Origin of the sequence: Mesorhizobium sp. BR1-1-4 (genome assembly GCF_020165375.1) — a bacterium.
In the GTDB taxonomy this organism is placed as follows: Bacteria; Pseudomonadota; Alphaproteobacteria; order Rhizobiales; family Rhizobiaceae; genus Mesorhizobium; species Mesorhizobium australicum.
This window is the reverse complement of the sequence record NZ_JAIUIB010000016.1, coordinates 18,247-42,249: the sequence shown is the minus strand read 5'-3', so window position 1 is coordinate 42,249 and position 24,003 is coordinate 18,247. Positions and strand designations below refer to the sequence as shown.

Sequence of the window (24,003 nt, the reverse complement as noted above, 5' to 3'; positions counted from 1 at the left end):
CGGCCCGGAACTAGGAAGACACGTGGCCCTGCGCGGTGATCTCACGTCCCAGCCTCACCACTTCACGCGCCAGCAGATCGAGATCGTCGCGTCGGGTGCGATGGTTGGTGATCGCCACACGCAGCCAGTGCCCGCCATGCACGGTGGTGTCGGAGAGTGCAGCGATGCCTTGCTCCTGCAGCCGCAACATGATCTCGGTGTTGAGCGCCTTCAGCGCTTCGCCCGCCAAACCGGGCTGATAGCGGAAGCAGACGATGTTGATGGTCGGCGCCGCCGCAAGCTCCAGCGAAGGCTCGGCCTCGATCAGCCCGGCCAGATAGGAGACCTGCGCGATGTTCTGGTCGATCAGGCGGCCGAATTTTTCGACGCCATGTTCCTTCAGTGCCATCCACACTTTCAAGGCACGAAAGCCGCGCGACGTCTGCAGACCATAATCGTGCAGCCATTCGCCGGAAGCGAGGCCGCGCGGCGTCGATTCCAGATATTCCGGCGTCACCGCGAAGGTCCGGCGGTGCGCGGCGGCATCCCTGACCAGGGCACAGCCGACCTCGAAGGGCGAATGCAGCCATTTGTGGGGATCGAGCGCGACCGAATCGGCCCATTCGATGCCGGCGACGCGGTGGGCGTTTTGCGGGGCGATGGCGATCAGCGCGCCGATGCAGCCATCGACATGGAACCAGAGGCCTTCCTCGTGAGCGAGTTTGGCAAGCGCCCGCAGGTCGTCGATCGCCCCAGTGTTGACCGTGCCGGCATTGCCGACGACGCAGGCCGGTTTGAAGCCGGCGGCCCGGTCTTCGACGATCGCCGCGCGCAAGGCGTCGATATTGATCCGCAGCCCGGCATCTGTCGGGATGCGGCGCAGCGCCCGATTGCCGAGGCCCAGCGCTTCCATCGCCTTGCGGTGGCAGGAATGGATCTGGTCCGAGCCATAGAAGCGCAGCGGCTTCTCGATGGCTGAAACGCCGTGCTCGCGCACGTCGACGCCGGCCTTGACGTTGCGCGCCACCGTCAGCCCGATGATGTTGGCCATCGAGCCGCCGCTGACCAGCGTGCCGGAGGCCGAGTCTGGAAAGCCCAGCATCTGCTTGCACCAGTTCACCACCTGGCCGTCCATCAGTCCGGCGGCATGGTTGCCGCCACCGAGGTTGGAGCCCTGGATCGCCGCGAGGAAATCGCCGAGCGCGCCGGTGAAGTTGCTGGACCCCATATACCACGACCAGAACCGTGGATGGATGTTGCCCATCGGATAGGACATCACGGTGCGGGAGACCTCGCCATAGACGACGGCAAGCGGCGTCGGCGAGTGCGGCAGGGGTGCGGTGAAAAGATCCCGCACCTCGCCGGGCATCTCCCGCCAAACGGGGCGCTCGCGCACCTCACGCAGGTAGTCTACCGCATCGTCGATGATTCGATGCGAGAAGGCCTGCACATCGGCCCAGTCGGTGGGGTCAAGCGTTTCCTCGGCCGCCATGCCGAGGCTTTCCTGCGCGATGTCCATGACAGCCTCCCGTCAAGCCGCCGGAAACTGGCAGCCGGGCGTCGAGCGCGACAGGGCCATTTCGTCGGCGTCCATCTCGACCTCGATGCCGTCGAAAAGCGGTGTCGACATGTAGCGCTCCCCCGTGTCGGGCAGCATGCACAGGATCACCGATCCGGGCGGCGCCTTCTCCGCGACCTGGCGCGCCACGGCGAAGGTGGCGCCGCCGGAAATGCCGGTGAAGATGCCTTCCTTCTGGGCCAGCGCCCGAGCCCATTTGATGCCTTCTGGCCCGGCGATCGGCATCACCTCGTCATAGAGGCTGGCGTCGATCGCCTCCTGCAGCACGTTGGGGATGAAGTCCGGCGTCCAGCCCTGGACGGGATGCGGCTCGAAGGCCGGGTGGCTGGCGGCAGGGGCGCCGCCGGCCCCCCGCTGCTGCGCCTTGCCGCTGCCGACCAGTTGCGCATTGGCCGGCTCGGAGAGCACGATGCGGACATCGGGCCGTTCGCGGCGCAAGACCCGCGCCACGCCGACGACCGTGCCGCCGGTGCCATAGCCGGTGACGAAGCAGTCGAGCCGCGAGCCGGCGAAATCGTTGATGATTTCGCGCGCGGTCGTCGACTCGTGGATGGCGGCATTGGCGGCCGTCTCGAACTGGCGGGCAAGGAACCAGCCATTGGCCTCGGCCAGTTCGACCGCCTTCTTGTACATGCCAAAACCTTTTTCGGCGCGTGGCGTCAGCACCACCTTGGCGCCCAGCATGCGCATCAGCTTGCGGCGCTCGACGGAAAAGCTGTCGGCCATGGTGACGACCAACGGATAGCCTTTCTGCGCGCAGACCATGGCAAGCCCGATGCCGGTGTTGCCGCTGGTCGCCTCGACCACGGTCTGGCCGGGCTTCAGCGCGCCGCTGCGTTCGCCCTCTTCGATGATGTTGAGCGCCAGCCGATCCTTCACCGAGGCGCCCGGGTTGAAGAACTCGGCCTTGACGTAGATGGTCGCATGCGCCGGTGCGAGATTGTTGATGCGCACAACCGGCGTGTCGCCGACGGTGTCCAGGATGCTATCGAACAGGCGGCCGCGCCCTGCGGTGCTCCTGATTTTTTGTTTGTTCAACATCGTTGATCTCCTCGATCCTGTTCATCTTCACGGGCCGGTTACAAACCGGCGGCCTGGGCGGCGAGGTTTCGAGACCTTGCCGCGCTAAGACCGACGTTCCGGCGATGCGGCAATGACCGCCACTGGATGCGCCTTGTCGCTTTTGGTGATACACAAGGGGCCGACAGGCCAGCGTGGGAGCAGGCGTGGAAACCGACGTGGAAACCGCACAGGCGAGGCGGGACGGCAGGGCAACGGCCCCGTCCGTGCGCCTGCTCGGACCGCTGGCGATCACACGCGACCAAGTGCCAGCCACCCTGCCGGGCTCGCGCAAGCTGCGGGCGCTGTTGGGTTATCTGGCGCTGGCGCCGCACCCCGTCGGCCGCTCCCGCCTGTGCGAGCTTTTGTGGGATGTGCCCAACGATCCGCGTGGCGAGCTGCGCTGGTGCCTGAGTAAGTTGCGCACCGCTCTGGACGGGCCGGAACGGGGTCGGGTCGTCACACAAGGCGATACGGTGGCGCTCGATCTCGAGGATTGCCCTGTCGATGCGCTGGAGGTCAGCCGCGCCGGCTTCGAAGGCATCGCAACGCTTGGTGTCGAGCGCCTGCGGGCGCTGGCGAAATTGTTCGCCGGCGAGTTCCTTGACGGCCTGGAGCTCGAGCGAAGCCCGCTTTTCAACAGCTGGCTGACGGCACAACGCCGTCGCTTCGGTGCCTGGCACGTGGCCGTGCTGGAAAGACTCGTCGAAACCCTGCCGGCGGATTGCGACGAAGCGGTCGCTCATCTCGACAGATGGCTGGAACTGTCGCCGTTCGAGGAGCGCGCGCACCGGGCGCTGCTGGCCGGTCTGGCGCGGCGTGGCGCCGTCGGCGCGGCCGAGCAACATCTGGCGGCGGCCGAGCAGCTGTTCGGGTCGGAAGAACTGGATTTCGCGCCGCTGCGCGCGGCCTGGCAAGCGATCCGCGAGCGGCCGGCCGGCTTGTCCATGGTGTCGCAGCCGGTGGCCGGGCCGACCGTCGCCGAGACCGCCGAGCCGAGCCACGCTTCGCTGGCGGTGATGCCGTTTGCCGGAGAGGCGCGCGGCGGACCGGCCGACGGTTTCACACACGACATCATCACCCGGCTGGCCAAGCTGCGGGATTTCTTCGTCATCGCGCGCGGGTCGGTGTTTGCGTTGGCCGAGGAAGCCATCGCGCCCGAGGAGGCGGGCCGCCGGCTGAAGGTCGACTATGTCGCCACGGGAACGGTGCGCAGCATGGCCGGCCGCCTGATCGTCAGCGTCGAACTCGTCGAGGTGCGCACGGCCAGGATCGTCTGGGCCGAGACCTTCGAGCGCCGTCCGGACGACATCTTCGCCGTGCTCGACGACATTGGCGACAGCATCGTGTCGTCGATCTCGGCCGAGATCGAGACGGTCGAACGCAACCGCGCCCTGCTCAAGGCTCCCAACTCGCTCAATGCCTGGGAGGCCTACCACCGTGGCCTCTGGCACATGTACCGTTTCACGCAGGCCGAGAACGAAACGGCACGGCACTTCTTTGCCAGCGCCCTGCGGCTTGATCCGACCTTCGCCCGCGCCTATGCCGGCCTGTCCTTCACCCATTGGCAGAACGCCTTCCAGCGCTGGGGCGACCGCGATCGCGAAAGCGCGCTGGCCTTCGAGAGTGCCGGGCAGAGCTTGCTGGTCGATGACCACAATCCGGCCGCGCACTGGGCGATGGGGCGGGCGCTGTGGCTGCGCGGCGAACAGGACGGCGCGCTCGGCGAACTGGAACAGGCGGTCAAACTCAGCCCCAATTTCGCGCTCGGCCATTATGCGCTGTCCTTCGTCCATTCGCAGTCGGGCGACCCGCGGGCGGCGATCGGCTCCTCCGACCATTCGCGCCATCTCAGCCCTTTCGATCCGCTGCTGTTCGGCATGCTGGGGGCGCGGGCCATGGCGCACGTCCGGCTCGGCCAGTTCGAGGAGGCGGCCGGATGGGCGCTGAAGGCAGCCGCCCGGCCGAACGCGCACGCCATCATCCTGGCGATCGCGGCACATTGCCTGGCACTGGCGGGGCGGCTCGACGAGGCGCGCGGCTTTGCCGCCGCCATCCGCAAGACGCTGCCGGACTACCGCGCCGACGATTTCATCGCCACGTTTCGCTTCGAGCCGGATGCCGAGGCGTTGTTCCGGCAAGGCGGCAGGCGGATCGGGCTCGGCTGAATTTCGTGCTTGAACCCTGCGTTAACGAAGTCGGAAGGAGTTGTTTAACCGTTCACGGCTATGTGACCTACGGGGGGTCGATTGCAAAGTGAGTATGATGAGCGACAGCCCTGAGAAGCGCAGCGAATGGCGCGCTATTTTTTATGTACAAGCCCGCGTCGCCATCCTGTTCGTGCCGGTGGTTGCCAGCCTGCTGATCATCGCCGCCCTTGCCGGCAACGATCGCAAATCCGTTCCCGACCTTGACCGCACGGTCACCGGATCGGTGCGATAAAGCAGGCCGAACCCGCTTTTCTCCGGCTCTTCGAAGCACTCAATAGAAGCGCGGGATCGGGCCGTTCTGCGGGGTGGTGCGATCGCCGAGGTCCAGAAAAACCTCGTCGACGTAGCACCAGCCCCAGCCTTCCGGCGGGTCGTAACCCTCTATGACGGGATGGCTGGTGGCGTGAAAATGCTTGGTGGCGTGGCGGTTGGGGGAGTCGTCGCAGCAGCCGACATGGCCGCAGGTGCGGCAGAGCCGCAGATGCACCCACCACGAACCGCTCTTCAGGCACTCCTCGCAGCCGAGCGCGCTCGGCGTTACGTCCTTGATCCCAGCGGCGTGTCTGCATTCATCCGCCATCACACTCTCCCGACCTATCTCTCATTCGAAGCATGATCTTTTCCGAAAACCGGTTTCCCACTTTTCGGGATCATACTTGAGGCGCGTCGGCCTGGCTGGCGTCCCGCGCAAGAAATGCATGCAACGCCGCCACCACCTGGGCGCCCTCGCCGACAGCCGCCGCGACGCGTTTGACCGAGCCGGAGCGCACGTCGCCGATGGCGAACACGCCGCTGCGGCTGGTCTCCATCACGCCATGAGCCGATGCTATGTCCGATCCGGTGCGGATGAAACCCCTGGCATCCAGCGCCACGTCGGATTGTGCGAGCCAATCGGTGTTCGGGTCGGCGCCGATAAACAGGAAGAGATGGCGGATCGGCCGCGTCGTCGAGGCGCCGCTCGAGCGGTCGCGCCAGCGTACCGTGGCGAGATTGCCTGCCTCGCCGTCCAGCGCCTCGATTTCGGCGCCGGTCAGCACCTCGATGTTCGGCTGCGCCCTGATGCGCTCGACGAGGTAACGCGACATCGAGGCCTCGAGGCTGCCGCCACGCGCCAGCAGCACCACTTTCCTGACCTGGCTGGCCAGGTAGACGGCCGCCTGACCGGCCGAATTGCCGGCGCCGACCAGCGCCACTTCCTGGCCGCCGCAAAGCCGTGCTTCGATGGGCGAGGCCCAATAATGCACTGATGTGCCCTCGAACGCGGCGAGGTTGGCGACATCGAGGCGGCGATAGCGCGCGCCGCTGGCGATGACCACCGAGCGCGTGCGCACCGTCTCGCCGTCGCCGACCGCGAGCTGATAGCGCGCACCGTCGGTGGCGGCACCGAGCAGCTTCACCTCGTCGGGGATGACCATCTCGACGCCGAATTTCTGCGCCTGGTTGTAGGCGCGCGCCATCAGCGCCATGCCGGTAATGCCGGTGGGGAAGCCGAGATAGTTCTCGATGCGCGCTGAGGCGCCGGCCTGGCCGCCGAAGGCACGGCAATCGAGCACGATGGTCGACAGCCCTTCCGAGGCCGCGTAGACCGCCGCCGCCAGACCGGCCGGTCCGGCGCCGACTATGGCGACGTCATAGACCTTGCTGGCGTCGACCGGCCGCAGCAGGCCAATGCAGCGGGCGAGGTCTTTCTCCGCCGGATTGAGCAGCAGCCTGCCATTCGGGCACAGCACGACCGGCAGGTGGTGGGGATCGACCTGGAAGTGCTCGAACAGCGTCTTCGCGCAAGGATCGGTTTTGGAATCGAGCACGCGGTGGGGCTGGCCGCTGCGGGCGAGAAAGCCTTGCAGGCGAAGGACGTCGCCATTGTCGGCAGGTCCGACGATGATGGGACCGATCGTGCCACTCTCGAGCAACCCGACGCGGCGCAGGATCAGCGCCCGCATGATGCGCTCGCCGAGATTGGCCTCCTGCACCATCAGGTCGCGCAGTCGCTGCGACGGGATGACGAACGCCTCGACCGGCTCGGCCGCCTGCGCATTGACCAGCGACGGACGGGCCGAAAGCTGCGCCAGCTCGCCGGCGAAGCTGCCCGGGCCATGCGTGACGATCGTCTCGCGTCGGCCAAATTTGCCGTCCTGGGTGATGTCGACCTTGCCCGACAGGACAACGATCAGCCCCGGGGACACATCGCCGGCCTCGAAAATGTGCTCGCCGGCGGCATAGGCGCTGGCCTCACCGAACCGGCGCATGCGCTCGATGTCCGCCTCGGCGAGGACGGGAAAAGCCTGGTCGCGGCGGGCGCCGAAGATCGCGGTGCTGGATTGAGACATGATTGCGAGCGTAGCGAAGGGGACGCGCGGTTTGAAGCGGTTTGTTCGGGGACTGGCCAGGAGGGCAGGTCATCGGGCAAGAAAAAAGCCCGGACGAACCGGGCTTTTTCTCAGGGTTCCTGAACCGATCGAATGGTTCGAAACGGGAATTTGGTGCCCAGAAGAGGACTCGAACCTCCACTCCTTGCGGAACACGGACCTGAACCGTGCGCGTCTACCAATTCCGCCATCTGGGCTGGTGCGGGCTCAATAAGCGGGCAAGCGATTGCTGTCAACGCGCTTTTTTAAACCCGCTGCTCGCTTGCCGGCTTAGCCTTCCAGCACTTCCTTCGAAGCCACGGTCGAATCGGCGTTGAGCTGGTAGATCACCGGCACGCCGGTGCCGAGTTCCAGCTTGACGATCTCCTCGCCCGACTTGCCGTCCAGCGCCATGATCAGCGCGCGCAGCGAATTGCCGTGGGCGGCGACCAGCACCGTGCCGCCGCGCAGCACATGCGGCTGCAGATCGTGCAGGTAATAGGGCCAGACGCGGGCGCCGGTGTCCTTCAGGCTTTCGCCGGCGGGCGGCGGCACATCATAGGAGCGGCGCCAGACATGCACCTGCTCCTCGCCCCATTTCTGGCGCGCGTCGTCCTTGTTGAGGCCGGAGAGGTCGCCATAGTCGCGCTCGTTCAGCGCCTGGTCGCGAACGGTCTGCAAGTCGCTCTGGCCGACCGCGTCGAGAATGTGCTGGCAGGTTTTTTGTGCCCGGATCAGCGCCGAGGTGAAGGCGATATCGAACTTCAGGCCGCGCGCCTTGAGTTTTTGGCCGGCGGCCTTGGCCTCGGCATGGCCCTGCTCCGTCAGGTCGACGTCGCGCCAGCCGGTGAACAGGTTCTTCAGATTCCATTCGCTCTGGCCGTGGCGCACGAGCACGAGGGTTCTCGACATTTTTGCTCCTCTGGGGTCCGGGCATTCCAGGAAAAGTGTGTAGTGGTTTTCCGTCCTGCGTAAGAACGAAGATGGTTCAGGGTCGTTTCAGGCAAGCCCAAGCACGTCCCGCATCGAATACAGTCCCGGCTTCTGGCCATGCGCCCAAAGTGCGGCCTTGACGGCACCGCGGGCGAAGATGGCGCGGTCCTCGGCATGGTGCGACAGCGTGATGCGCTCGCCGGTGCCGGCCAGGATCACGCTGTGGTCGCCAACCACCGAGCCACCGCGCAACGTGGCAAAACCGATCGAGCCGGTTTGTCGCACACCCGTATGGCCGTCGCGCGAACGCACATCATTGCCGGCCAGCGCGATGCCGCGCCCGGCGGCGGCCGCTTCGCCGAGCAGAAGCGCCGTGCCCGAAGGCGCGTCGACCTTGTGCCTGTGGTGCATTTCGAGGATCTCGATGTCGAAATCGTCGGCGCCGAGCGCGCGTGCCGCCTGTTCGACCAGCACCGCCAGCAGATTGACGCCGAGGCTCATATTGCCAGACTTGACGATGGTCGCGTGGCGGGCGGCGGCAGCGATTTTCGCGTTGTCGTCGGCCGAACAGCCTGTCGTGCCGATGACATGGACGATGCGCGCCTGCGCCGCGTAACCGGCGAACTCGACCGTCGAGGCCGGGGTGGTGAAATCGAGCACGCCGTCGGCCCTGGCGAAGACCGGCAACGGATCGCTGCCGATCGCCACGTCGATGCGGCCGACGCCGGCGAGTTCCCCCGCATCCTTGCCCAGGTGAGGCGAATCCGGGCGCTCGACCGCGCCGATGACGCGGGCGCCCGGAATGGCGTGGATGGCGCGGATCAGCGTCTGGCCCATGCGGCCGGCCGCGCCGACCACCACAAGGCCCATATCGCCGGCCGGCTCGCCTGATGTGGTCTCGCTCATGGCGTGCTCCCGGCGATGTCCTGGGTCTCTAGTTCCTGAACCGAAGTTTCGGCCGGGGCGCTGTCGTCGACAAGCCCCAGGCCCTTGACGCCCTGTATCCGGTGGAAACGGGCATAGACGCTGTGCGGGTCGGCCATCAGCGAGGCATGCGTGCCCTCTTCGACCAGATGGCCCTGTTCCAGCACGATGATGTGGTCGGCATTGACCACGGTGGACAGGCGGTGCGCTATGACGATGGTGGTGCGCCCTTCCATGACCTTGGTGAGCGCCTGCTGGACGCGCGCTTCCGCCTCGTTGTCGAGCGCCGATGTCGCCTCGTCGAGCAGCAGGATCGGCGCCTGGCGCACAATGGCGCGGGCAATCGACACGCGCTGGCGCTGGCCGCCGGAGAGCGTGGCGCCATTCTCGCCGACCGGCGTGTCATACCCTTGCGGCTGCTGGCGGATGAACTCGTCGGCCGCCGCCAGTCGCGCGGCCTGTTCGATCTCGGCATCGGTGGCCGAGGGGCGGCCATAGCGGATGTTGTCGCGGATGGTGCCCTCGAACAGATAGGGCGCCTGCGAGACATAGGCTATCGAGCCGCGCAGCGACTGTTTGGTGACCTTGGAAATGTCCTGGCCATCGATCTCGATCGTACCGCTCTCGACGTCGTAGAAGCGCTGCAGCAGCGCCACCAGTGTGGTCTTGCCGGCACCGGAGGCGCCGATGACGGCGGTCATCTTGCCGGCGGCGGCGACAAAGCTGAGGTCCTGAAGGACAGGCGTCTCCTCGACATAGCGGAAGGACACGTTGTTGAAGCGCACTTCGCCCGTGGTGAAGTTTGCCTTGGTGGCGCCAGGCGCGTCGCCCTGCTTCGGCTCGAGGTCGAGCAGTTCGTAGATCATGCGTGCATTGACCAGAGCCCGTTCCATGCCGACCTGCATGCGTGCCAGGCGGCGCGCCGGATCATAGGCCAGGATCAGCGCCGTGATGAAGGAGAAGACCGCGCCAGGCGGCTGCCCGAGAACCAGAGCCCGATAACCGGAATAGGCGATGACGGAGGTGACGGCGAAGCCGGCCAGCATGTCGGAAATCGGCGACAGCCGTTCGGAGACGCGGGCAATCTTGTTCGAGCGCTGTTCGGCGTCGCTGGCGAGCTTGCCGATGCGGCCGGACAGTTCGTCCTCCATGGTGAAGGCCTTGACGATGGCGATGCCTTGCGTGGCTTCCTGCACGGCGCCGATCAGGCGCGAATTGATCAGCACGGATTCGCGGGTAATGCGCCGCACGCGACGGGTGAGGTAGACGACGGCCCAGATCAGCGGCGGTCCGATCAGCAGCGAACTGAGCGACAGGACCGGATCCTGGTAGACCATGACGCCGAGCAGGCCGATCAGCGTCACCGCGTCGCGGGTGATCGAGGTCAGCGTCAACGACAGGAGGTCGCGGATGCCGCCGACGTTTTCGTTGACCTGCGCCGCCAGCCGGCCGGAGCGTGTATCATTGAAGAAGCCGACGCCGAGCTTCATCAGGTGATCGAAAATGCGCTTCTGGTAGCGCGCCACCAGATTGTTGCCGATCTTGGCCAGCGCCACCGCCTGGCCATAGCCGGCAAAGCCGCGCAGCAGGAAGGCCGCCATGAAGCCTGCGCATATCCACACGATCGCGTCGCCACGCCGTTCGTAGAAGATCTGGTTGACCATCGGGGCCATGATCCAGGCCGTGAAGGCGGTCGTGCCCGAAACGATCAGCGAGCAGGTGATGACCATCACATAGGTCCAGCGATAGTCGTGGCTGTTCTCAGCGAGAATGCGGCGCAGCACCGCTGTGACCTCGCCGGGCCGGGCTTTCAGCTTGTTTGGAGTTTGAAGTGTCAAATCAGAGGGCTTTGTCGGTTTCGCTTCCCGTGGCCGGGCAATTCGGCACCCCTATTACCGCCAAGCAGCCGGCTTGCCTATGCCTTGGGGTGACTAACTTCGTCGCGCCAGCGCCGGCCCGATGTCTGGACGCCGAACAGCGAGGGGTTCCTGGCATAGGCGGCAAGGCCGAGAAGGGCAGCCAGCGGATGGGTGATGACATAGACCGGCATGGTGCGCATCAGCGCGCTGTGCGGCGCCTTGTCCTCGAAGGCGGCGCGGAAATTGCCTTGCTTCAGCGCCGGCACGATCTTTTGCGCGATGCCGCCGGTTAGGAACACGCCGCCCCTGCTCATGAACACCAGCGCCAGGTCGCCGGCGGTGCGGCCGAGGCAGGTGACGAAGGTCTCGAGGGCTTCCTGCGCCACCGGATCGGTCTTGGCCAGCGCCGCACCGGTGACTTCGGCCGGCGTGGTGAAGGGCGACGGCTTTCCATCCGCCTTGGCCACCGCCCGGTAGACGTTGACGAGACCGCGCCCGCACAGGATCTGTTCGCCCGAAATGCGGCCCTCGAGCTTCTCGATATGCGGGAAGACCTCGAAATCGCGCGGCGTGCGCGGTCCGATGTCCATATGGCCGCCTTCGCCGGGCACCGGGATCCAGTGATGCAGCGCGTGGACCAGCCCGGCGACACCGAGCCCGGTCCCGGGGCCAAGCACGACGCGGCCGGCATTGGGCTCCGGCGTGCCGCCGCCGATCTTTTCCATATGCTCTTCGCCAAGCGCCACGACGGCCAGCGCCTGCGCCTCGAAATCGTTGAGCACGACGATGTCGCTCAGCCCAAGATTGGCGAACATCTGCCTCGGCTTGACCACCCAGGGACAGTTGGTGAGCTCGATCTCATCGCCGTCGACCGGGCCGGCCACGGCCAGCACCGCCGAATTTGGCCGGACCGACGAGCGGTCGAGCACCGCCGCCTGGATCGCCTCGTCGATGGTGTTGTAATTGGCGGTCTGGACGATGATCGGCTCGCCGGCCTCGGAATTGGCGTCGAGCACGATCGAAAACCGCGCATTGGTGCCGCCGATATCGCCGATCAGGATCGGAAACCGCAGCAAAGTCTCGTCATCGCCCGTGCTTGGCATGCTCTCGTCCGTCCCCGGCGCCCGCGACGGCATTCGCCGTTCCTGCGTTGACTAGCGCATGAGTTTGAAAAGGGAAACGGTTTTCGGGCCTGGTGGCGCGCAGGGAGAGGTTCTGCGGCCAAACGGCCACTGTTTCATGAAAACGGGGGCTAAACCGATTGAGCCTGCGGGTGGCGCGCCAATCACTTCGCTGGCGGCCGTGGCCGCGGCACCGGTACGCCGACCTCGGGCGTCGCGGTGAAGGCGTTCACCGCGCTTGGCAGGCCGGCGGTGCCGCTTGCCGTGACGGCGGGCAGCGACGGCGCTTCCGGCTCAGGCACCGCCACCGCGACCGGCACGGCGTCGCCGTGATAGGTCGCGGCCTCGGCCGAGGCAGGCCCCGGCACGTCGAGCACCGCGCGGCATTCCTTGGGCAGGTTGGCCATCGTCATCAGGTCACGTGCCTTGGGCGCATCCGGGTTCTTGTTCGGCCGCCACGGCTCCTGCGTGAACCACCAGGCCAGCGGCTTGCCGCAGCCATCATCCTCCGGCGTTGCTTCCTGCGCCTTGCAATTGGGCGAGCCCGGCTGGCAGCCGATGCGCATGTGGAAATGGTAGTCGTGGCCCCAGAACGGCCTGATCTTGCGTAGCCACGAGCGGTCACCCCTGACCGTGTCGCAGAGCTTTTTCTTGATGCCGGGATTGACCAGGATGCGCTCGACCTCCGGATAGCTCGCCGCGCGCTTCAAAAGCCGCGTGTGCGCCGGCGTCCACAGCGCGTCCTTCACAAGATGCGTCTTGTCGTCGACCATCAAGGTGGCGCTCATGGTCTCGCGCTGCGCCCTGGTCATGGTGCGGTCGGGCATCGGCGTCAGCCAGATGTCGGCGTCGAGCCCGATCTGGTGCGAGGCATGACCTGATAGCATCGGGCCGCCGCGTGGCTGCGCGATGTCGCCGATCAACAGGCCCGGCCAACCGTCGGCGACGGCGTCGCGCGACAATCTCTCGATCAGCGCGATCATCGCCGGATGGCCCCAGCGGCGGTTGCGCGAAGGCCGCATCACCTGCCAGGTCGGACCATCCATGGGAATGGCGACGCCGCCGGCAAAACAGCCCTTGGAATAGAAGCCAAAGGATTGCGGGGCGGTGGCCGTCGGCAGCTTCTCGGCGCCGAACAGGTCTTTCGCCCGCTCCTCGGCCGCTGCCGGCTGCGCGGCCAGGCCTGCCAGAGCCAGTGCTGCAGCCAATACCGCATTTCTGGGGCAAAGCGACCGCATCGATGATTTCATGAACCGCACCCCCGTGCCTGCAATCGCCGAATCATACCACGCCAAGCGCCACGCTTCGATCATCCTATCCCTTCACGCCCCTCATCGGGCTGCGCGGCGCACCGTCACGCCAGTCGCCGCTTGCCCACATATGGTCGAAAGCGGCGCGATAGTCGGGAAAGCGAAACCGATAGCCCGCCGCCTTGATCGCCGCATTGGCGACCCGCTTGTTCTCGCCATAGAAGGATCGCGCCATGGGCGAAAGTTGGGCGCTGTCGAAGGGAATTTCGGGCGGCGGCTCAACGCTCATCAGATGTGCGGCGTAGGCGACGACATCCTGCGGCGGCGCCGGCTCATCGTCGGTGACGTTGAAGATGCCGCCTCTATTGCCGCTGATCAGATGCCACAGCGCGCCTGATATGTCGTCGCAATGGATGCGGTTGAACACCTGGTCCGGCTTGACCAGCCGCCTGGCAGTGCCGTTCTCCAGATTGACCAGCGCGTTGCGGCCGGGACCGTAAATGCCGGACAGCCGCAGGATCGCCACTGGGCGCCCGATGTCCTCGCCAAGCCTCTGCCAGGCCCGCTCGGCCTCGACCCGCATGACCGAGCGCTTCGACACCGGCCGGCAGGCGGCCGTCTCGTCGACCCAGGCGCCGCCATGATCCCCATAGACGCCAACGGTCGAGAGATAGCCTATCCATTCCAGCGCCGGCATCCCTGCGATTGCCTGGCGAGCGGCATTCAACACCGGATCGCCGGCTTCTTCCGGACCGACCGAAACCACCAGATGCGTGGTTTTCTCCAGCGCAGCGCCGATTTCGTTCGTCAACTTGCCGTCGAACAGCAGTGGGACGATGCCGGCCTGGCGCAGCGCTTCGAATTTTTCCTCGGAGCGTGTCGTGCCGAAGATGCTGGCGGTTCCCCTATTGGCGCGGGCAAATGCCTTTCCGGAATAACCGGCACCGAAAATGAAGACCTGTTTTCCGCTCATGCATGTGCCCTGTTTGGCCGCGCCAGGCGCCATTCCTCGCGCACCGCCGCGTCGTCCTCACTGTTCAAGCCGTTCGCGGCCCGTTCGGCATATTCGGTTTCCGGCACCAGCCGCGCCAGCGCCCATATTGCCGCGCCCCGCACCAGGGGAGAAGCATCGCCGAGCAGGTCCCGGACGACGCCGGCAAGCGCGCCGTCGCCGGAATTGCCGGCGGCGATCAGCACGTTGCGGACGAAACGGTCGCGGCCGATGCGTTTGATCGGCGAACCGGAGAAGAAGGCGCGGAAGCCAGCATCATCGAGGGCCAAGAGATCGGCGAGCGGCGGCTCGCGCAGATCGTCGCGCGCGGCGAGCTTGGCCTCGGACGCGGTGCGGGCGAATTTGTTCCAAGGACAGGCGGCGAGGCAGTCGTCGCAGCCATAGATGCGGTTGCCGATCTTTTCCCGAAATTCATGCGGGATCGGCCCCTTGTTCTCGATGGTGAGATAGGAGATGCAGCGCCGCGCATCGAGCCTGTAGGGCGCGGGGAACGCGTCGGTCGGGCAGGCGTCGAGGCAGGCGCGGCAGGAGCCGCAATGGTCGATCTCGGGCTTGTCCGGTTCCAGTTCGGCCGTGGTGAAGATGGTGCCAAGGAACAGCCAGGAGCCGTGCTCGCGGCTGACCAGGTTGGTGTGCTTGCCTTGCCAACCCAGCCCCGCTGCTTCCGCCAACGGCTTTTCCATCACGGGCGCCGTGTCGACGAAGACCTTCACGTCGCCGCCGGCGCGCGCGACGATCTTGCCGGCGATCTCCTTCAGCCGGCCCTTCATGACCTCGTGATAGTCGCGGTTTTTCGCGTAGACCGAGATCGCGCCGCGATCGCGCCTGGCCAGCACGTCGCGCGGATCATGGTCCGGCCCGTAATTCATCGCCAGCACGATGATCGAGCGCACGTCGGGCCACAGCGTGGATGGCTCGCCGCGGCGCGCAATCGTCTCGGCGATCCAGTCCATCGAGCCGTGAAAGCCGTCGGCGACGAATTCGGCCAGGCGCGCCGGCGCCAGCGGGATGGCATCCGGGGTGGTGACGGCGACCGCGTCGAAGCCGGCGCGCCGCGCCTCCGCGTCGATCAGCGCGCGCAGTTTCGACGCGTCAGAAGTCGAGATCCGCATAGTGCGATACCGGTGACAGGCCGCGCACGCGGTCGGTCAGGAGCGGCCGGAAGGAGGGCCGCGACTTCACCCGCGTGTACCATTCGCGCGCGGCGGGGTGTTCGCGCCAGTCAATCTCGCCGAGATAGTCGAGCACCGACAGCGTCGCGGCGGCCGCCAGATCGGCATAGGTGACCCTGCCGCCGGCCAGCCAATGACGGGTGCCCGCCAGCCAGTTGGTGTATTTCATGTGCTGGCGGATGTTGGCGCGCGCGGCGCGGATGGCGCCTGAATCGGGCGAGCCGCCGCCCGCCGTTTCCGGCATCACCGGCTTCAGCACGCGTTCGCGCACCAGATGGCGCGTCACTTCGCTTTCGGCCTTGTTGAGATACCAGTCGATCAGCCGGCGGATTTCGGCGCGCTGCATCGGGTCCTCGGCGAACAGCCGCTTGTCGCGCTTGAGCACGCCGCGCGTCTCGTCGAGATATTCGGAAATCACCGTCGCGCCGATGATCGGCACGTCACCTTCGGCCAGCAGGATCGGCAGTGTGCCGGCCGGGTTCAGCGCCAGGAACTCCTTGCGCCGCGTCCACGGCTTTTCCTCGATCAGCGCCAGCTCCTCGCCATACTCGCCAAAGGCGAGGCGGACGAAGCGGCAGGTAGCGAACATGGGATGGTGGAAAAGCGTCAGCATGGTTCCGCGATGATAAAGCGCACTGGTGTCGTTCAGAATCCGGAATTCGCGCGTCGCGCTCGTTCCAGGTATGGCGAATTCCGGATTGCCACACTGGCGAATCGCAGGGCGCACCGGTAAGTCTTGGCCGCCCGGCTATCGGGCCGTCAGGGGTGTTGCGACCTATAGGGGGACTTCGGCGCCATGACAAGCAAGCCATTCTGTTAGCCGTCACGCCAATGCCGAGGTAGAAATGGAAAGCCAGACCATCGTCGAAGCCCTGCTGCTTGGCCTGCTGGAGGGGTTGACCGAATTCATCCCGGTGTCCTCGACCGGCCACATCCTGCTCGCCGGCCATTTCCTCGGGTTCCAGTCGACCGGCAAGGCCTTCGAGATCCTGATCCAGCTCGGCGCCATCCTGGCGATCCTCAGCGTCTATTTCCGGCGCCTGTGGCAGATGCTGCTCGACCTGCCGCATGACCGGCTGACGCGGCATTTCGTCATCGGCATCCTCATCGCCTTCCTGCCGGCGGCGATCATCGGCGCGCTGGCGCATGATTTCATCAAGACTGTGCTGTTCGAATCACCCCGGTTGATCTGCATCATGCTGATCATCGGCGGCGTCGTGCTGCTGGTCGTCGACCGCATGAACCTCAAGCCGGTCTATCGCGACGTCGAGCGGTTCCCGACCAGACTCTACCTGCAGATCGGCCTGTTCCAGTGCCTGTCGCTGATCCCCGGCACGTCGCGTTCGGGTTCGACCATCGTAGGCGCGCTGCTTCTGGGTGTAGACAAGCGGGCGGCGGCGGAATTTTCCTTCTTCCTCGCCATCCCGACCATGGTCGGCGCCTTCGCCTTCGACCTGTTCAAGAACCGCAACGTGCTGACCTCGGCCGACCTGCCGATCATCGCCATCGGCTTCGTTGCCGCCTTCGTCACGGCCTTGGTTGTGGTGCGCTACCTGCTCGACTACGTCTCGCGCAACGGGTACTCGCTGTTCGGCTGGTGGCGCCTGGTGGTGGGGATCGTCGGGCTGGTGGCTCTGATGATCTGGGGGTGAACGTGCGTTGTTGCAGGCCCCTCACCGGGATTGCCAACCGAATTGAGAGGGGCAACTCGGGGCAACCCGACCTCTCCCCTAGCGGCCGGATGAGGGGCTGCCTCGCACGGATTTCTGTCAACTCCTTCCGTAAAACGCATTCGGGACATGCACCGGCCACCGCCAGGGCAGCACGGCGACCATATCGAAGCGCATAGACAGCCTGCCATAGTCGGGCTGGCGGGACAGCCAGATATCGGCAGCACCCTCGATGCGGCGCTCCGATTCGTGACCGATCGCCTCCATGGCCTCTATCAGCGTGCGGCGCGCCTTGACCTCGACGAACAGGACGAGGTCGCCGCGCCGCGCAATCAGGTCGATCTCGCCGAAGCGGGTGCGGTGGCGGCGCGCGAGAATCCGGTAGCCCTTCAACATCAGCGCGGCCGCCGCCAGCCATTCGCCGCGATGGCCGCGCCGGTAGGCCTTTTGGCGGCTGGCGCTCGGGCGCTCAGCCACCGCTGGTTTCTCGTTGCTCGGCCATGACTTTTGGACAAACGGAACCGTTTGTCCGAGAAAACCGGTTTCCGCTTTTCGCGATCATGGTCTGTCCTTGAGCTCGAGCAGCCGCCGATATAGCGCCTGCTTCTGGCCGCCGGTCATTTTCGCCGCTTCCGCCGCCGCCTTGGAGGCGGGCATTTCAGCGGCGAGCGACAAGAGCAGGCGATCGATGTCTTCAGGTTCGTCGGCCTTGGCCTCGGCGGCGCCGACGCAGACGACGATCTCGCCCCTGGGCGTATCGGCCCCCGCGTAGTGGTCGGCGAGCGCCCGCAGCGTGCCGGTGCGCATCTCCTCGAACGTCTTGGTCAATTCGCGGCCGATGGCGGCCTTGCGCTCGCCGCCGAGCGCCTCGACCATGGCGCCGAGCGACTCGGCCAGCCGGCGCGGCGATTCGAAGAAGATCAGCGTCGCCGGCACGGCTCTCAGGGCCTCCAGCCGGGCCAGGCGTTGTCCCGATTTAACCGGCAGGAAGCCGGCGAACAGGAAAGCGTCCGACGGCAGGCCCGACGCCGTCAGCGCGGCAAGCGGCGCCGAGGGGCCGGGGATCGGCACGACGCGGATGCCGTGGTCGAGCGCCTCGCCGACCAGCCGGTAGCCGGGATCGGAGACCAGCGGCGTGCCGGCATCCGAGATCAGCGCCACGCTCTGGCCGGCTTCGAGTGCGGCGATCAGCTTCGGCCCGGCCTCGCCCGCATTGTGTTCATGATAGGCCGTGGTGCGGCGGCGAATGCCGTAGCGGTCGAGCAGCACGCGCGACACGCGCGTGTCCTCGCAGGCGACGATGTCGGCGGCGGCCAGCGTCTCCAGGGCGCGCAGCGTGATGTCGGCGAGGTTGCCGATCGGCGTCGCCACCAGATAGAGCGCCGGATCGAGCGGACGGGCCGCGATCTCGGTCTGCCCGACCACATAGCTGCGCTTGCCCGTCTCGCCAGTCACCGATGCCGTCTCCGTTCAGCCCTGCTTGGCCTGCCAAACCCATTTGGCATGGCTGGCGCCGGCTTGCAAAACTCACACCGATGTAAGGCAATCGCCATTCCTTCGCCACAGTAGGGAACGAAACCGGTTTTGGCAGATTTAGCCCCTGATTCCCAAGGGAGGACAGGATGGACAGCCTGACGATACAGGACGCTTTCGAGCCCTACTATGCCGGCCGCGGCCGGATTGCCGCACGCCAGGACAAGCGGCTGCCGGCCCGGGACGACACCAGCCTGACCAAGCAGGCCTCGATTGCCTTGCCGACGGATGTCAGGCTTTCCGACAACAAACCCGACAGCACGACGGAGCACTGACCGGACGATGCCCAATCGCTTCGATATTTTCATCACCCGTCTCGAAACGAAAAACGCGCGCCACGGCGTGCCGCTATCTCCGATAGGCGACCAGCACCGAGGGCGCCGCGACAAGGACAACGCCAAGCCGGTGCGCTCCGGAGAGTCCCACGCCGAGAAGGATCGCGGAAAGCATCGCCACAAACACGACGCCTGATCTGGTTCAGATCGGCGAGTTCATCGTCGTGGGCGGAGCAAGGCGCGACGCAGGGCATGCCCGCGAGCAACACGGGCCTCGGTCAGCCGAAAGGCACTCAGCCCCCCAGCGCCCGATCCAGATCGGCGATCAGATCGTCGCCATCCTCGATCCCCGCCGACAGCCGCACCAGCGAATCCGATATGCCGATCTCCGCCCGCTTCTCGGCGGGAATGGAGCCATGCGTCATCAGCGCCGGGTGCTCGATCAGGCTCTCCACCCCGCCAAGACTTTCGGCCAGCGTGAACAGCTGCGTGCGTTCGAGAAAGCGTTTGGTGCCGGCAAGATCGCGATCGAGCACAGCCGTGATCATGCCGCCGAAGGCATGCATCTGCTGGACCGCGATGGCGTGCTGGGGATGGCTGGCGAGGCCGGGATAGATGACGCGGCGCACATCTTTTCGCGCTTCCAGCCACTGCGCGATCTTCAGGCCGTTGGCGGAATGGCGCTCCATCCTGAGCGCCAGGGTCTTCAAACCGCGCAGCGCCAGGAAACTGTCGAACGGGCCTGATATGGCGCCGACGGCGTTCTGCAGGAATTTCAGCCGGTCGGCCAAATCCTTGTTGTCGCCGACCACGGCGACGCCGCCGACCATATCGGAATGGCCGTTCAGATATTTCGTCGTCGAATGGACCACGATGTCGATGCCGAGCTCCAGCGGCCGCTGGATGTAGGGGCTGCAGAAGGTGTTGTCGGCGACGGACAAGATTCCCTTGCGCTTCGCCAACGCCGCGACGCCTTCGAGATCGACGATGCGCAGCAATGGATTGGTCGGCGTCTCGACCCAAAGCATTTTTGTTTCCGGCCGGATCGCGGCTTCAACCGCGGCCAGATTGGTGAAATCGACGAAAGAAATTTGCAGATTGGCCGAGCGCTTGCGCACCCGCTCCATCAGCCGGAACGAGCCGCCATAAATGTCGTCGGTGGCGACGATATGCGCGCCGGAATCGAGCAATTCGAGCACCGTGGCGATCGACGCCAGGCCGGAAGCGAATGCGAAAGCCGCCGAGCCGCTTTCGAGATCGGCCACGGCGCGCTCGAAGGCGAATCGCGTCGGGTTCTGGCTGCGGGCATATTCGAAACCCTTGTGCACGCCGGGCGACTGCTGGCCATAGGTCGAGGTGGCGTAGATCGGCACCATCACCGCACCGGTCAGCGGATCGTGGCTCTGGCCGCCATGGATGGTGCGCGTCGAAAACGCCAGGCGGTTCTTTCCGGATGTTGTCATCGTGCGCGCCTCAGATGGTTGATCAGGTCGATGCGGGTAATCAGGCCGACGAACTCGTCGCCGTCGAAGATGATGGCAACCTCGTTGCGGTCGAACACCGGCAGCAGCGCGTCCAGCGTCTGGCTGGCCTGCAGCGTGTGCAGGTTCGAGGTCATGGCTGTGCGCACCGGGCCGTTGAAGCGCTCCCAGCGTCCGTCATAGGGGCCGTCGACATGGGCAAGGATGTCGCTCTCGTCGACGATGCCGACGAGCTTGCCATTGTCGAGCACCGGCAGTTGCGAGACATCGGAGCGGCGCATGCGTCCATAGGCGTTGAGCAGGCTCTCGTCCGGCCCGACATAGACGGTGTCGCCAGTGCGGTGAGTGCGCATCACGAGGTCACGCAGGTCGCCATGCTGTTCGTGTTCGGCCAGTCCCTGTTCCGCCAGCCAGAAATCGTCGAACACTTTTGACAGGTACTTGTTGCCGCTGTCGCAGACGAAGGTGACGACGCGCTTGGGCACCGTCTGCTCGCGGCAATAGCGCAACGCCGCCGATAGCAGCGTCCCGGAGGAAGAACCGGCCAGGATGCCTTCCCGGGACAACAGATCCCGAACCGCCAGCATGCTCTGCTTGTCCGTGATGGAATAGGCCTTCTTGACCAAAGACAGATCGGCATTGGGCGGCACGAAATCCTCGCCGATACCTTCCACGGTCCAGCTTCCCGCCTCTTCCATCTTGCCGGTCTTGATCAGCGGCGCCAGCACCGAGCCGACCGGATCGGCCAACACCATCTCCGTCTTCGGCGACACCTCGGCGAAGTAGCGGCCAAGTCCGGTCAGTGTGCCGCCCGAGCCGACGCCGACCACCACCGCGTCGACATCCCCGTCAAGCTGCGAGAAAATCTCCGGGCCGGTGGTCGTCTGATGCGCCAGCGGGTTGGCCGGATTAGCGAACTGGTTGGCGTAGAAGGCGCCGGGCAGTTCGGCGGCGATTTTTTCCGCCATGTCCTGGTAATATTCGGCATGGCCCTTGCCGACATCGGAACGCGTCATGCGCACTTCCGCGCCGAGCGCGCGCAGATGCTGGATTTTCTCGCGCGACATCTTGTCGGGCACGACCAGGATGATGCGGTAACCCTTGGGAATGCCGACCTGGGCGAGGCCAAGGCCGGTATTGCCGGCTGTCGCCTCGACGATGGTGCCGCCGGGCTTCAGCTTGCCCTGTTTTTCGGCCGCCGCGATCGTCGACAGCGCGATACGGTCCTTGATCGAGCCGCCCGGGTTCTGGCTCTCGAGCTTGATGAACAGCCGGCATTTTCCGGTGTCGAACTTGGTCAGCTCGACGATGGGCGTCTGCCCGATCAGATCGAGCAACGACGCATAGGGCGGCCGCAGGCGCGAGAGCGCCCTATCCGAGGAGCCACTGTCGGCCGTGGTTTTTCTATGCTCACTCATGTCGGAGCCTCCATGGGTCAACCCTAGCGTCTTTTCCAGCCGATCGCAGTTGGAAAGAAGATAGATCGTGCCAATCCGGTGGCCAGACGGGGAATGAAATTCCACGGCCCGTCATCCAGGCGAGGCGAGGCGGTGCCGACCGAGCGCCAGCGGGACAGCGCCAAGCCGTGGGACCGGACGGCGGCATGATCCGGTCCAGGCAGATCACCGGCCAGCAGAATTTTTCCGGCGCCGAGACCGCGCGCCGTGTGTGAGGCATTGGGCGGCTGAACGCCATCCCTCCGGCTGGTAGCTGGAGGGACTTCAGTCTTAGTTGAGCAATGGCTAATATATATGTAGCTTGGTCGTGCGGGGGACGATCCCAATCGAAGCCTAACCCGCGATGGCCGGTGCGACCTGCTTCCAACCCAAGCATCCCCGCACCGGCCATTCTTTTGGTCCGAGGGCATAGGAAAGCACTGGCTCGAAACCGGGCTGGGGAGGCATTGGGTCACTCGACGGAAGGAAGATCGCGCCTTTTGGCAGGCCGATTCGCATCCCCATTACCGCGGTCCATATCAAGCCACGTATATCTCGATTGACTAAAGTAATGGAACGTCCAATGGACAAGCACGGAACGTTCGAAGACCCCTCGGACCAAGGCCTGCTAGCGCGCAAGACTTTAGTCCTGCCGTTTTATAGTTAAGAACGGAAGTTGTTCAAACCGACATAGGGCCGCTCAGGACGAATACCAGACTAGGCCCAGCCGAATATGGTGCGATCACGGAAGACGCTCGCGGCTTAAGGCGGGCACCACTTGCCAAAGACAATCGCCGCCTGGGGTTGTCTACCCCAGCAACCGCTTGCTCAGCCTGGCGCACTGGACTCGGATATCGGGAATGGCGTCGATCTCGAAGAAGGTGCCGCGCGTCAGCGGGCCGACGGCGAGAATTTTTCGCGAAACGGTGCCATCGGCGGCGATGATCTCGCAATTGGCCGAGACGTCGAGGCCGATGCGCAGCGGATCCGGCCGCGCCAGGCCGCGGTCGACCAGCGAGCGCACCACGCTGTTCGACGAGGTCGAGATGTCGCGCACGATACCGGAGCAATCATAGATGCGGGCGACGCCGAATGTTTCGAGGCGCTGGGTGTGACGCGACTGGACCTCCACCGCGAAGCCGTCGCCCGGCGTGACGCCGACGACGCGCCCGGCGAGCGGCCGGATGCGGCCCGATTGCACGGCCTCCGTCACCCTGGCGTAGACCTCGGGTGCCATGCGGTGGCGATGGATGTCCCACCAGGCCTTGGTGTGCTCGACGAAGCGGCGCTTGGCCGAGGCCGGCCAGTTCTGCCAGATCTTCTGGTTGAAGGGGCGCAGGCCGTCCACCACGTCGCGCCAGTCGACGCCGGCCTTCTGGTTCTGACGGATGAGGTCGCGGAACCAGCCGACGAAATAGGAGAGCTGGGTGCCGAGCGGGATGTCGGCGACGTCGAGCTTGATCGGATTGCCCTTGCGGTGCGGCGAGGGCAGCAGGCCGCGCCGCGACACCGCGATGATGTCGCCGCGATGGCCGCGCTGCTCCAGGGAAAGGAATGCATCGACCATGCTCAAGCCCGTGCCCAGCACCAGGATGCGGCTATCTGGATCGAGCGCGGTGTCGGCTTCCGAGCCCATCCGGATCGCGTGGCCCTGCGCGGGCTGTTCGTCATGGCCGGTAGCGAGCACGGCAAGATGGGCGACCACGCTGGTGCCGTTGGCGAGCGCCACCTCGACCCCGGACGCCGTCGGCGTGATCGACAGGCTCTCCTCGCGGATCAGGCGCAGCCGGCCGGTCTCGCGCTCGCGCGTTTCCAGGTCGTCGAGCAATTCCTTGAGATAACGCGCATAGAGGCTGCGCGGCGCATAGACCGGAGCCTGTTCCGGTGTCGCAAGCCCCCGCTCCAGCAGCCAGCGCCAGAAATTGCCGGGATCGTCGGCATAGGCGCTCATGCCTGCGGCGCTGACATTCAGCACATGCGCCGACAGCAGCGTCGAATAGGCAATGCCCTGGCCAAAATGCGGGCGTTTTTCGATCAGCGTGACGCGCAGGTCCGGATTGGGCGATTTGAGCAGATGCGCGGCCAGCACGACGCCGCTGGCGCCGCCGCCGACGATGATGATGGAACGGGTCGGGTTGGTTCGCCCGGTCATGCGCAAGCGA

22 protein-coding genes and 1 tRNA gene are annotated in these 24,003 nt (G+C 65.7%); 5 read left to right on the top strand and 18 right to left on the bottom strand.

The features are described from left to right. Positions 1-10: 10 nt before the first annotated feature. Together LB571_RS27490 and cysK are read right to left on the bottom strand one after the other, a co-directional pair. Positions 11-1,498, bottom strand: a complete 1,488-nt coding sequence (locus LB571_RS27490) for a pyridoxal phosphate-dependent decarboxylase family protein (protein ID WP_224599539.1) — start codon at positions 1,496-1,498, stop codon at positions 11-13. A gap of 12 nt (positions 1,499-1,510) precedes the next feature. Beyond that, positions 1,511-2,599 (bottom strand): cysteine synthase A, encoded by a 1,089-nt coding sequence (cysK, locus tag LB571_RS27485; RefSeq protein ID WP_224599538.1) that lies wholly within the window; start codon positions 2,597-2,599, stop codon positions 1,511-1,513. A 185-nt stretch (positions 2,600-2,784) separates the two neighbouring features. Between cysK and LB571_RS27480 the strand changes: the two genes are divergently transcribed. Then, complete coding sequence (locus LB571_RS27480; RefSeq protein ID WP_224599536.1) at positions 2,785-4,785, top strand: BTAD domain-containing putative transcriptional regulator; 2,001 nt, start codon at positions 2,785-2,787, stop codon at positions 4,783-4,785. Between the two features lie 97 nt (positions 4,786-4,882). After that, positions 4,883-5,059 carry a hypothetical protein gene (locus LB571_RS27475; protein ID WP_224599533.1) on the top strand — a complete coding sequence of 59 codons (177 nt, stop codon included), beginning with the start codon at positions 4,883-4,885 and terminating at the stop codon, positions 5,057-5,059. 39 nt (positions 5,060-5,098) lie between these two features. Here the strand turns inward: LB571_RS27475 and LB571_RS27470 are convergent, their stop codons facing one another. The 11 genes from LB571_RS27470 to LB571_RS27420 all read right to left on the bottom strand — a co-directional run bounded on the left by LB571_RS27470 (position 5,099) and on the right by LB571_RS27420 (position 16,059). Further along, on the bottom strand, positions 5,099-5,407 hold the full coding sequence (locus tag LB571_RS27470) for a UBP-type zinc finger domain-containing protein (RefSeq protein WP_095773379.1): 309 nt from the start codon (positions 5,405-5,407) through the stop codon (positions 5,099-5,101). 70 nt (positions 5,408-5,477) lie between these two features. After that, the gene (locus tag LB571_RS27465; RefSeq protein ID WP_224599531.1) at positions 5,478-7,157 is read right to left on the bottom strand and encodes an FAD-dependent oxidoreductase; all 1,680 of its coding nucleotides are present in this window, start codon (positions 7,155-7,157) and stop codon (positions 5,478-5,480) included. A gap of 151 nt (positions 7,158-7,308) precedes the next feature. Next, positions 7,309-7,393 (bottom strand) — tRNA-Leu (locus tag LB571_RS27460). 73 nt (positions 7,394-7,466) lie between these two features. After that, on the bottom strand, positions 7,467-8,087 hold the full coding sequence (locus LB571_RS27455) for a 2,3-bisphosphoglycerate-dependent phosphoglycerate mutase (protein ID WP_140619831.1): 621 nt from the start codon (positions 8,085-8,087) through the stop codon (positions 7,467-7,469). A gap of 87 nt (positions 8,088-8,174) precedes the next feature. Next, complete coding sequence (gene dapB / locus LB571_RS27450; protein ID WP_224599530.1) at positions 8,175-9,014, bottom strand: 4-hydroxy-tetrahydrodipicolinate reductase; 840 nt, start codon at positions 9,012-9,014, stop codon at positions 8,175-8,177. Then, positions 9,011-10,870, bottom strand: a complete 1,860-nt coding sequence (locus LB571_RS27445) for an ABC transporter ATP-binding protein (RefSeq protein WP_224599528.1) — start codon at positions 10,868-10,870, stop codon at positions 9,011-9,013. Before LB571_RS27445 ends, dapB begins: the two co-directional genes overlap by 4 nt. A 77-nt stretch (positions 10,871-10,947) precedes the next feature. After that, a complete protein-coding gene (locus LB571_RS27440) occupies positions 10,948-11,994 on the bottom strand; it encodes a glucokinase (RefSeq protein ID WP_224599526.1) in 1,047 nt (348 codons plus the stop codon). A gap of 182 nt (positions 11,995-12,176) precedes the next feature. Beyond that, positions 12,177-13,262 carry a penicillin-insensitive murein endopeptidase gene (mepA, locus tag LB571_RS27435; RefSeq protein ID WP_224599524.1) on the bottom strand — a complete coding sequence of 362 codons (1,086 nt, stop codon included), beginning with the start codon at positions 13,260-13,262 and terminating at the stop codon, positions 12,177-12,179. A gap of 64 nt (positions 13,263-13,326) precedes the next feature. Further along, positions 13,327-14,235: an SDR family oxidoreductase gene (locus tag LB571_RS27430; protein WP_140788852.1), complete on the bottom strand. Its 909-nt coding sequence runs from the start codon at positions 14,233-14,235 to the stop codon at positions 13,327-13,329. Further along, a complete protein-coding gene (gene queG / locus LB571_RS27425) occupies positions 14,232-15,386 on the bottom strand; it encodes a tRNA epoxyqueuosine(34) reductase QueG (RefSeq protein WP_224599522.1) in 1,155 nt (384 codons plus the stop codon). The genes LB571_RS27430 and queG overlap by 4 nt, the downstream gene beginning before the upstream one ends. Next, positions 15,367-16,059 carry a glutathione S-transferase family protein gene (locus LB571_RS27420; protein ID WP_015314714.1) on the bottom strand — a complete coding sequence of 231 codons (693 nt, stop codon included), beginning with the start codon at positions 16,057-16,059 and terminating at the stop codon, positions 15,367-15,369. The genes queG and LB571_RS27420 overlap by 20 nt, the downstream gene beginning before the upstream one ends. A gap of 232 nt (positions 16,060-16,291) precedes the next feature. Between LB571_RS27420 and LB571_RS27415 the strand changes: the two genes are divergently transcribed. Further along, complete coding sequence (locus LB571_RS27415; RefSeq protein ID WP_015314715.1) at positions 16,292-17,098, top strand: undecaprenyl-diphosphate phosphatase; 807 nt, start codon at positions 16,292-16,294, stop codon at positions 17,096-17,098. A 117-nt stretch (positions 17,099-17,215) separates the two neighbouring features. On the opposite strand, the gene LB571_RS27410 is transcribed toward LB571_RS27415, so the two are convergent. Both LB571_RS27410 and rsmI read right to left on the bottom strand, forming a co-directional pair. Beyond that, the gene (locus LB571_RS27410; RefSeq protein ID WP_015314716.1) at positions 17,216-17,593 is read right to left on the bottom strand and encodes a YraN family protein; all 378 of its coding nucleotides are present in this window, start codon (positions 17,591-17,593) and stop codon (positions 17,216-17,218) included. 81 nt (positions 17,594-17,674) lie between these two features. Then, the gene (gene rsmI / locus LB571_RS27405) at positions 17,675-18,571 is read right to left on the bottom strand and encodes a 16S rRNA (cytidine(1402)-2'-O)-methyltransferase (RefSeq protein WP_015314717.1); all 897 of its coding nucleotides are present in this window, start codon (positions 18,569-18,571) and stop codon (positions 17,675-17,677) included. A gap of 167 nt (positions 18,572-18,738) precedes the next feature. Here rsmI and LB571_RS27400 point away from each other — a divergent pair, with 167 nt between their 5' ends. Next, positions 18,739-18,924, top strand: a complete 186-nt coding sequence (locus tag LB571_RS27400; protein WP_224524800.1) for a hypothetical protein — start codon at positions 18,739-18,741, stop codon at positions 18,922-18,924. Positions 18,925-18,931: 7 nt separating this feature from the next. Beyond that, the gene (locus tag LB571_RS27395; protein ID WP_140823044.1) at positions 18,932-19,120 is read left to right on the top strand and encodes a hypothetical protein; all 189 of its coding nucleotides are present in this window, start codon (positions 18,932-18,934) and stop codon (positions 19,118-19,120) included. Between the two features lie 97 nt (positions 19,121-19,217). Here LB571_RS27395 and LB571_RS27390 read toward each other — a convergent pair whose 3' ends face one another. The 3 genes from LB571_RS27390 to LB571_RS27380 form a co-directional block, all read right to left on the bottom strand. Continuing rightward, positions 19,218-20,387 (bottom strand): trans-sulfuration enzyme family protein, encoded by a 1,170-nt coding sequence (locus tag LB571_RS27390; protein ID WP_224524798.1) that lies wholly within the window; start codon positions 20,385-20,387, stop codon positions 19,218-19,220. Beyond that, positions 20,384-21,823, bottom strand: a complete 1,440-nt coding sequence (locus LB571_RS27385; RefSeq protein ID WP_224599520.1) for a pyridoxal-phosphate dependent enzyme — start codon at positions 21,821-21,823, stop codon at positions 20,384-20,386. Before LB571_RS27385 ends, LB571_RS27390 begins: the two co-directional genes overlap by 4 nt. An 826-nt stretch (positions 21,824-22,649) precedes the next feature. Next, positions 22,650-23,993: an FAD/NAD(P)-binding protein gene (locus tag LB571_RS27380; protein ID WP_015314722.1), complete on the bottom strand. Its 1,344-nt coding sequence runs from the start codon at positions 23,991-23,993 to the stop codon at positions 22,650-22,652. Positions 23,994-24,003: the final 10 nt, after the last annotated feature.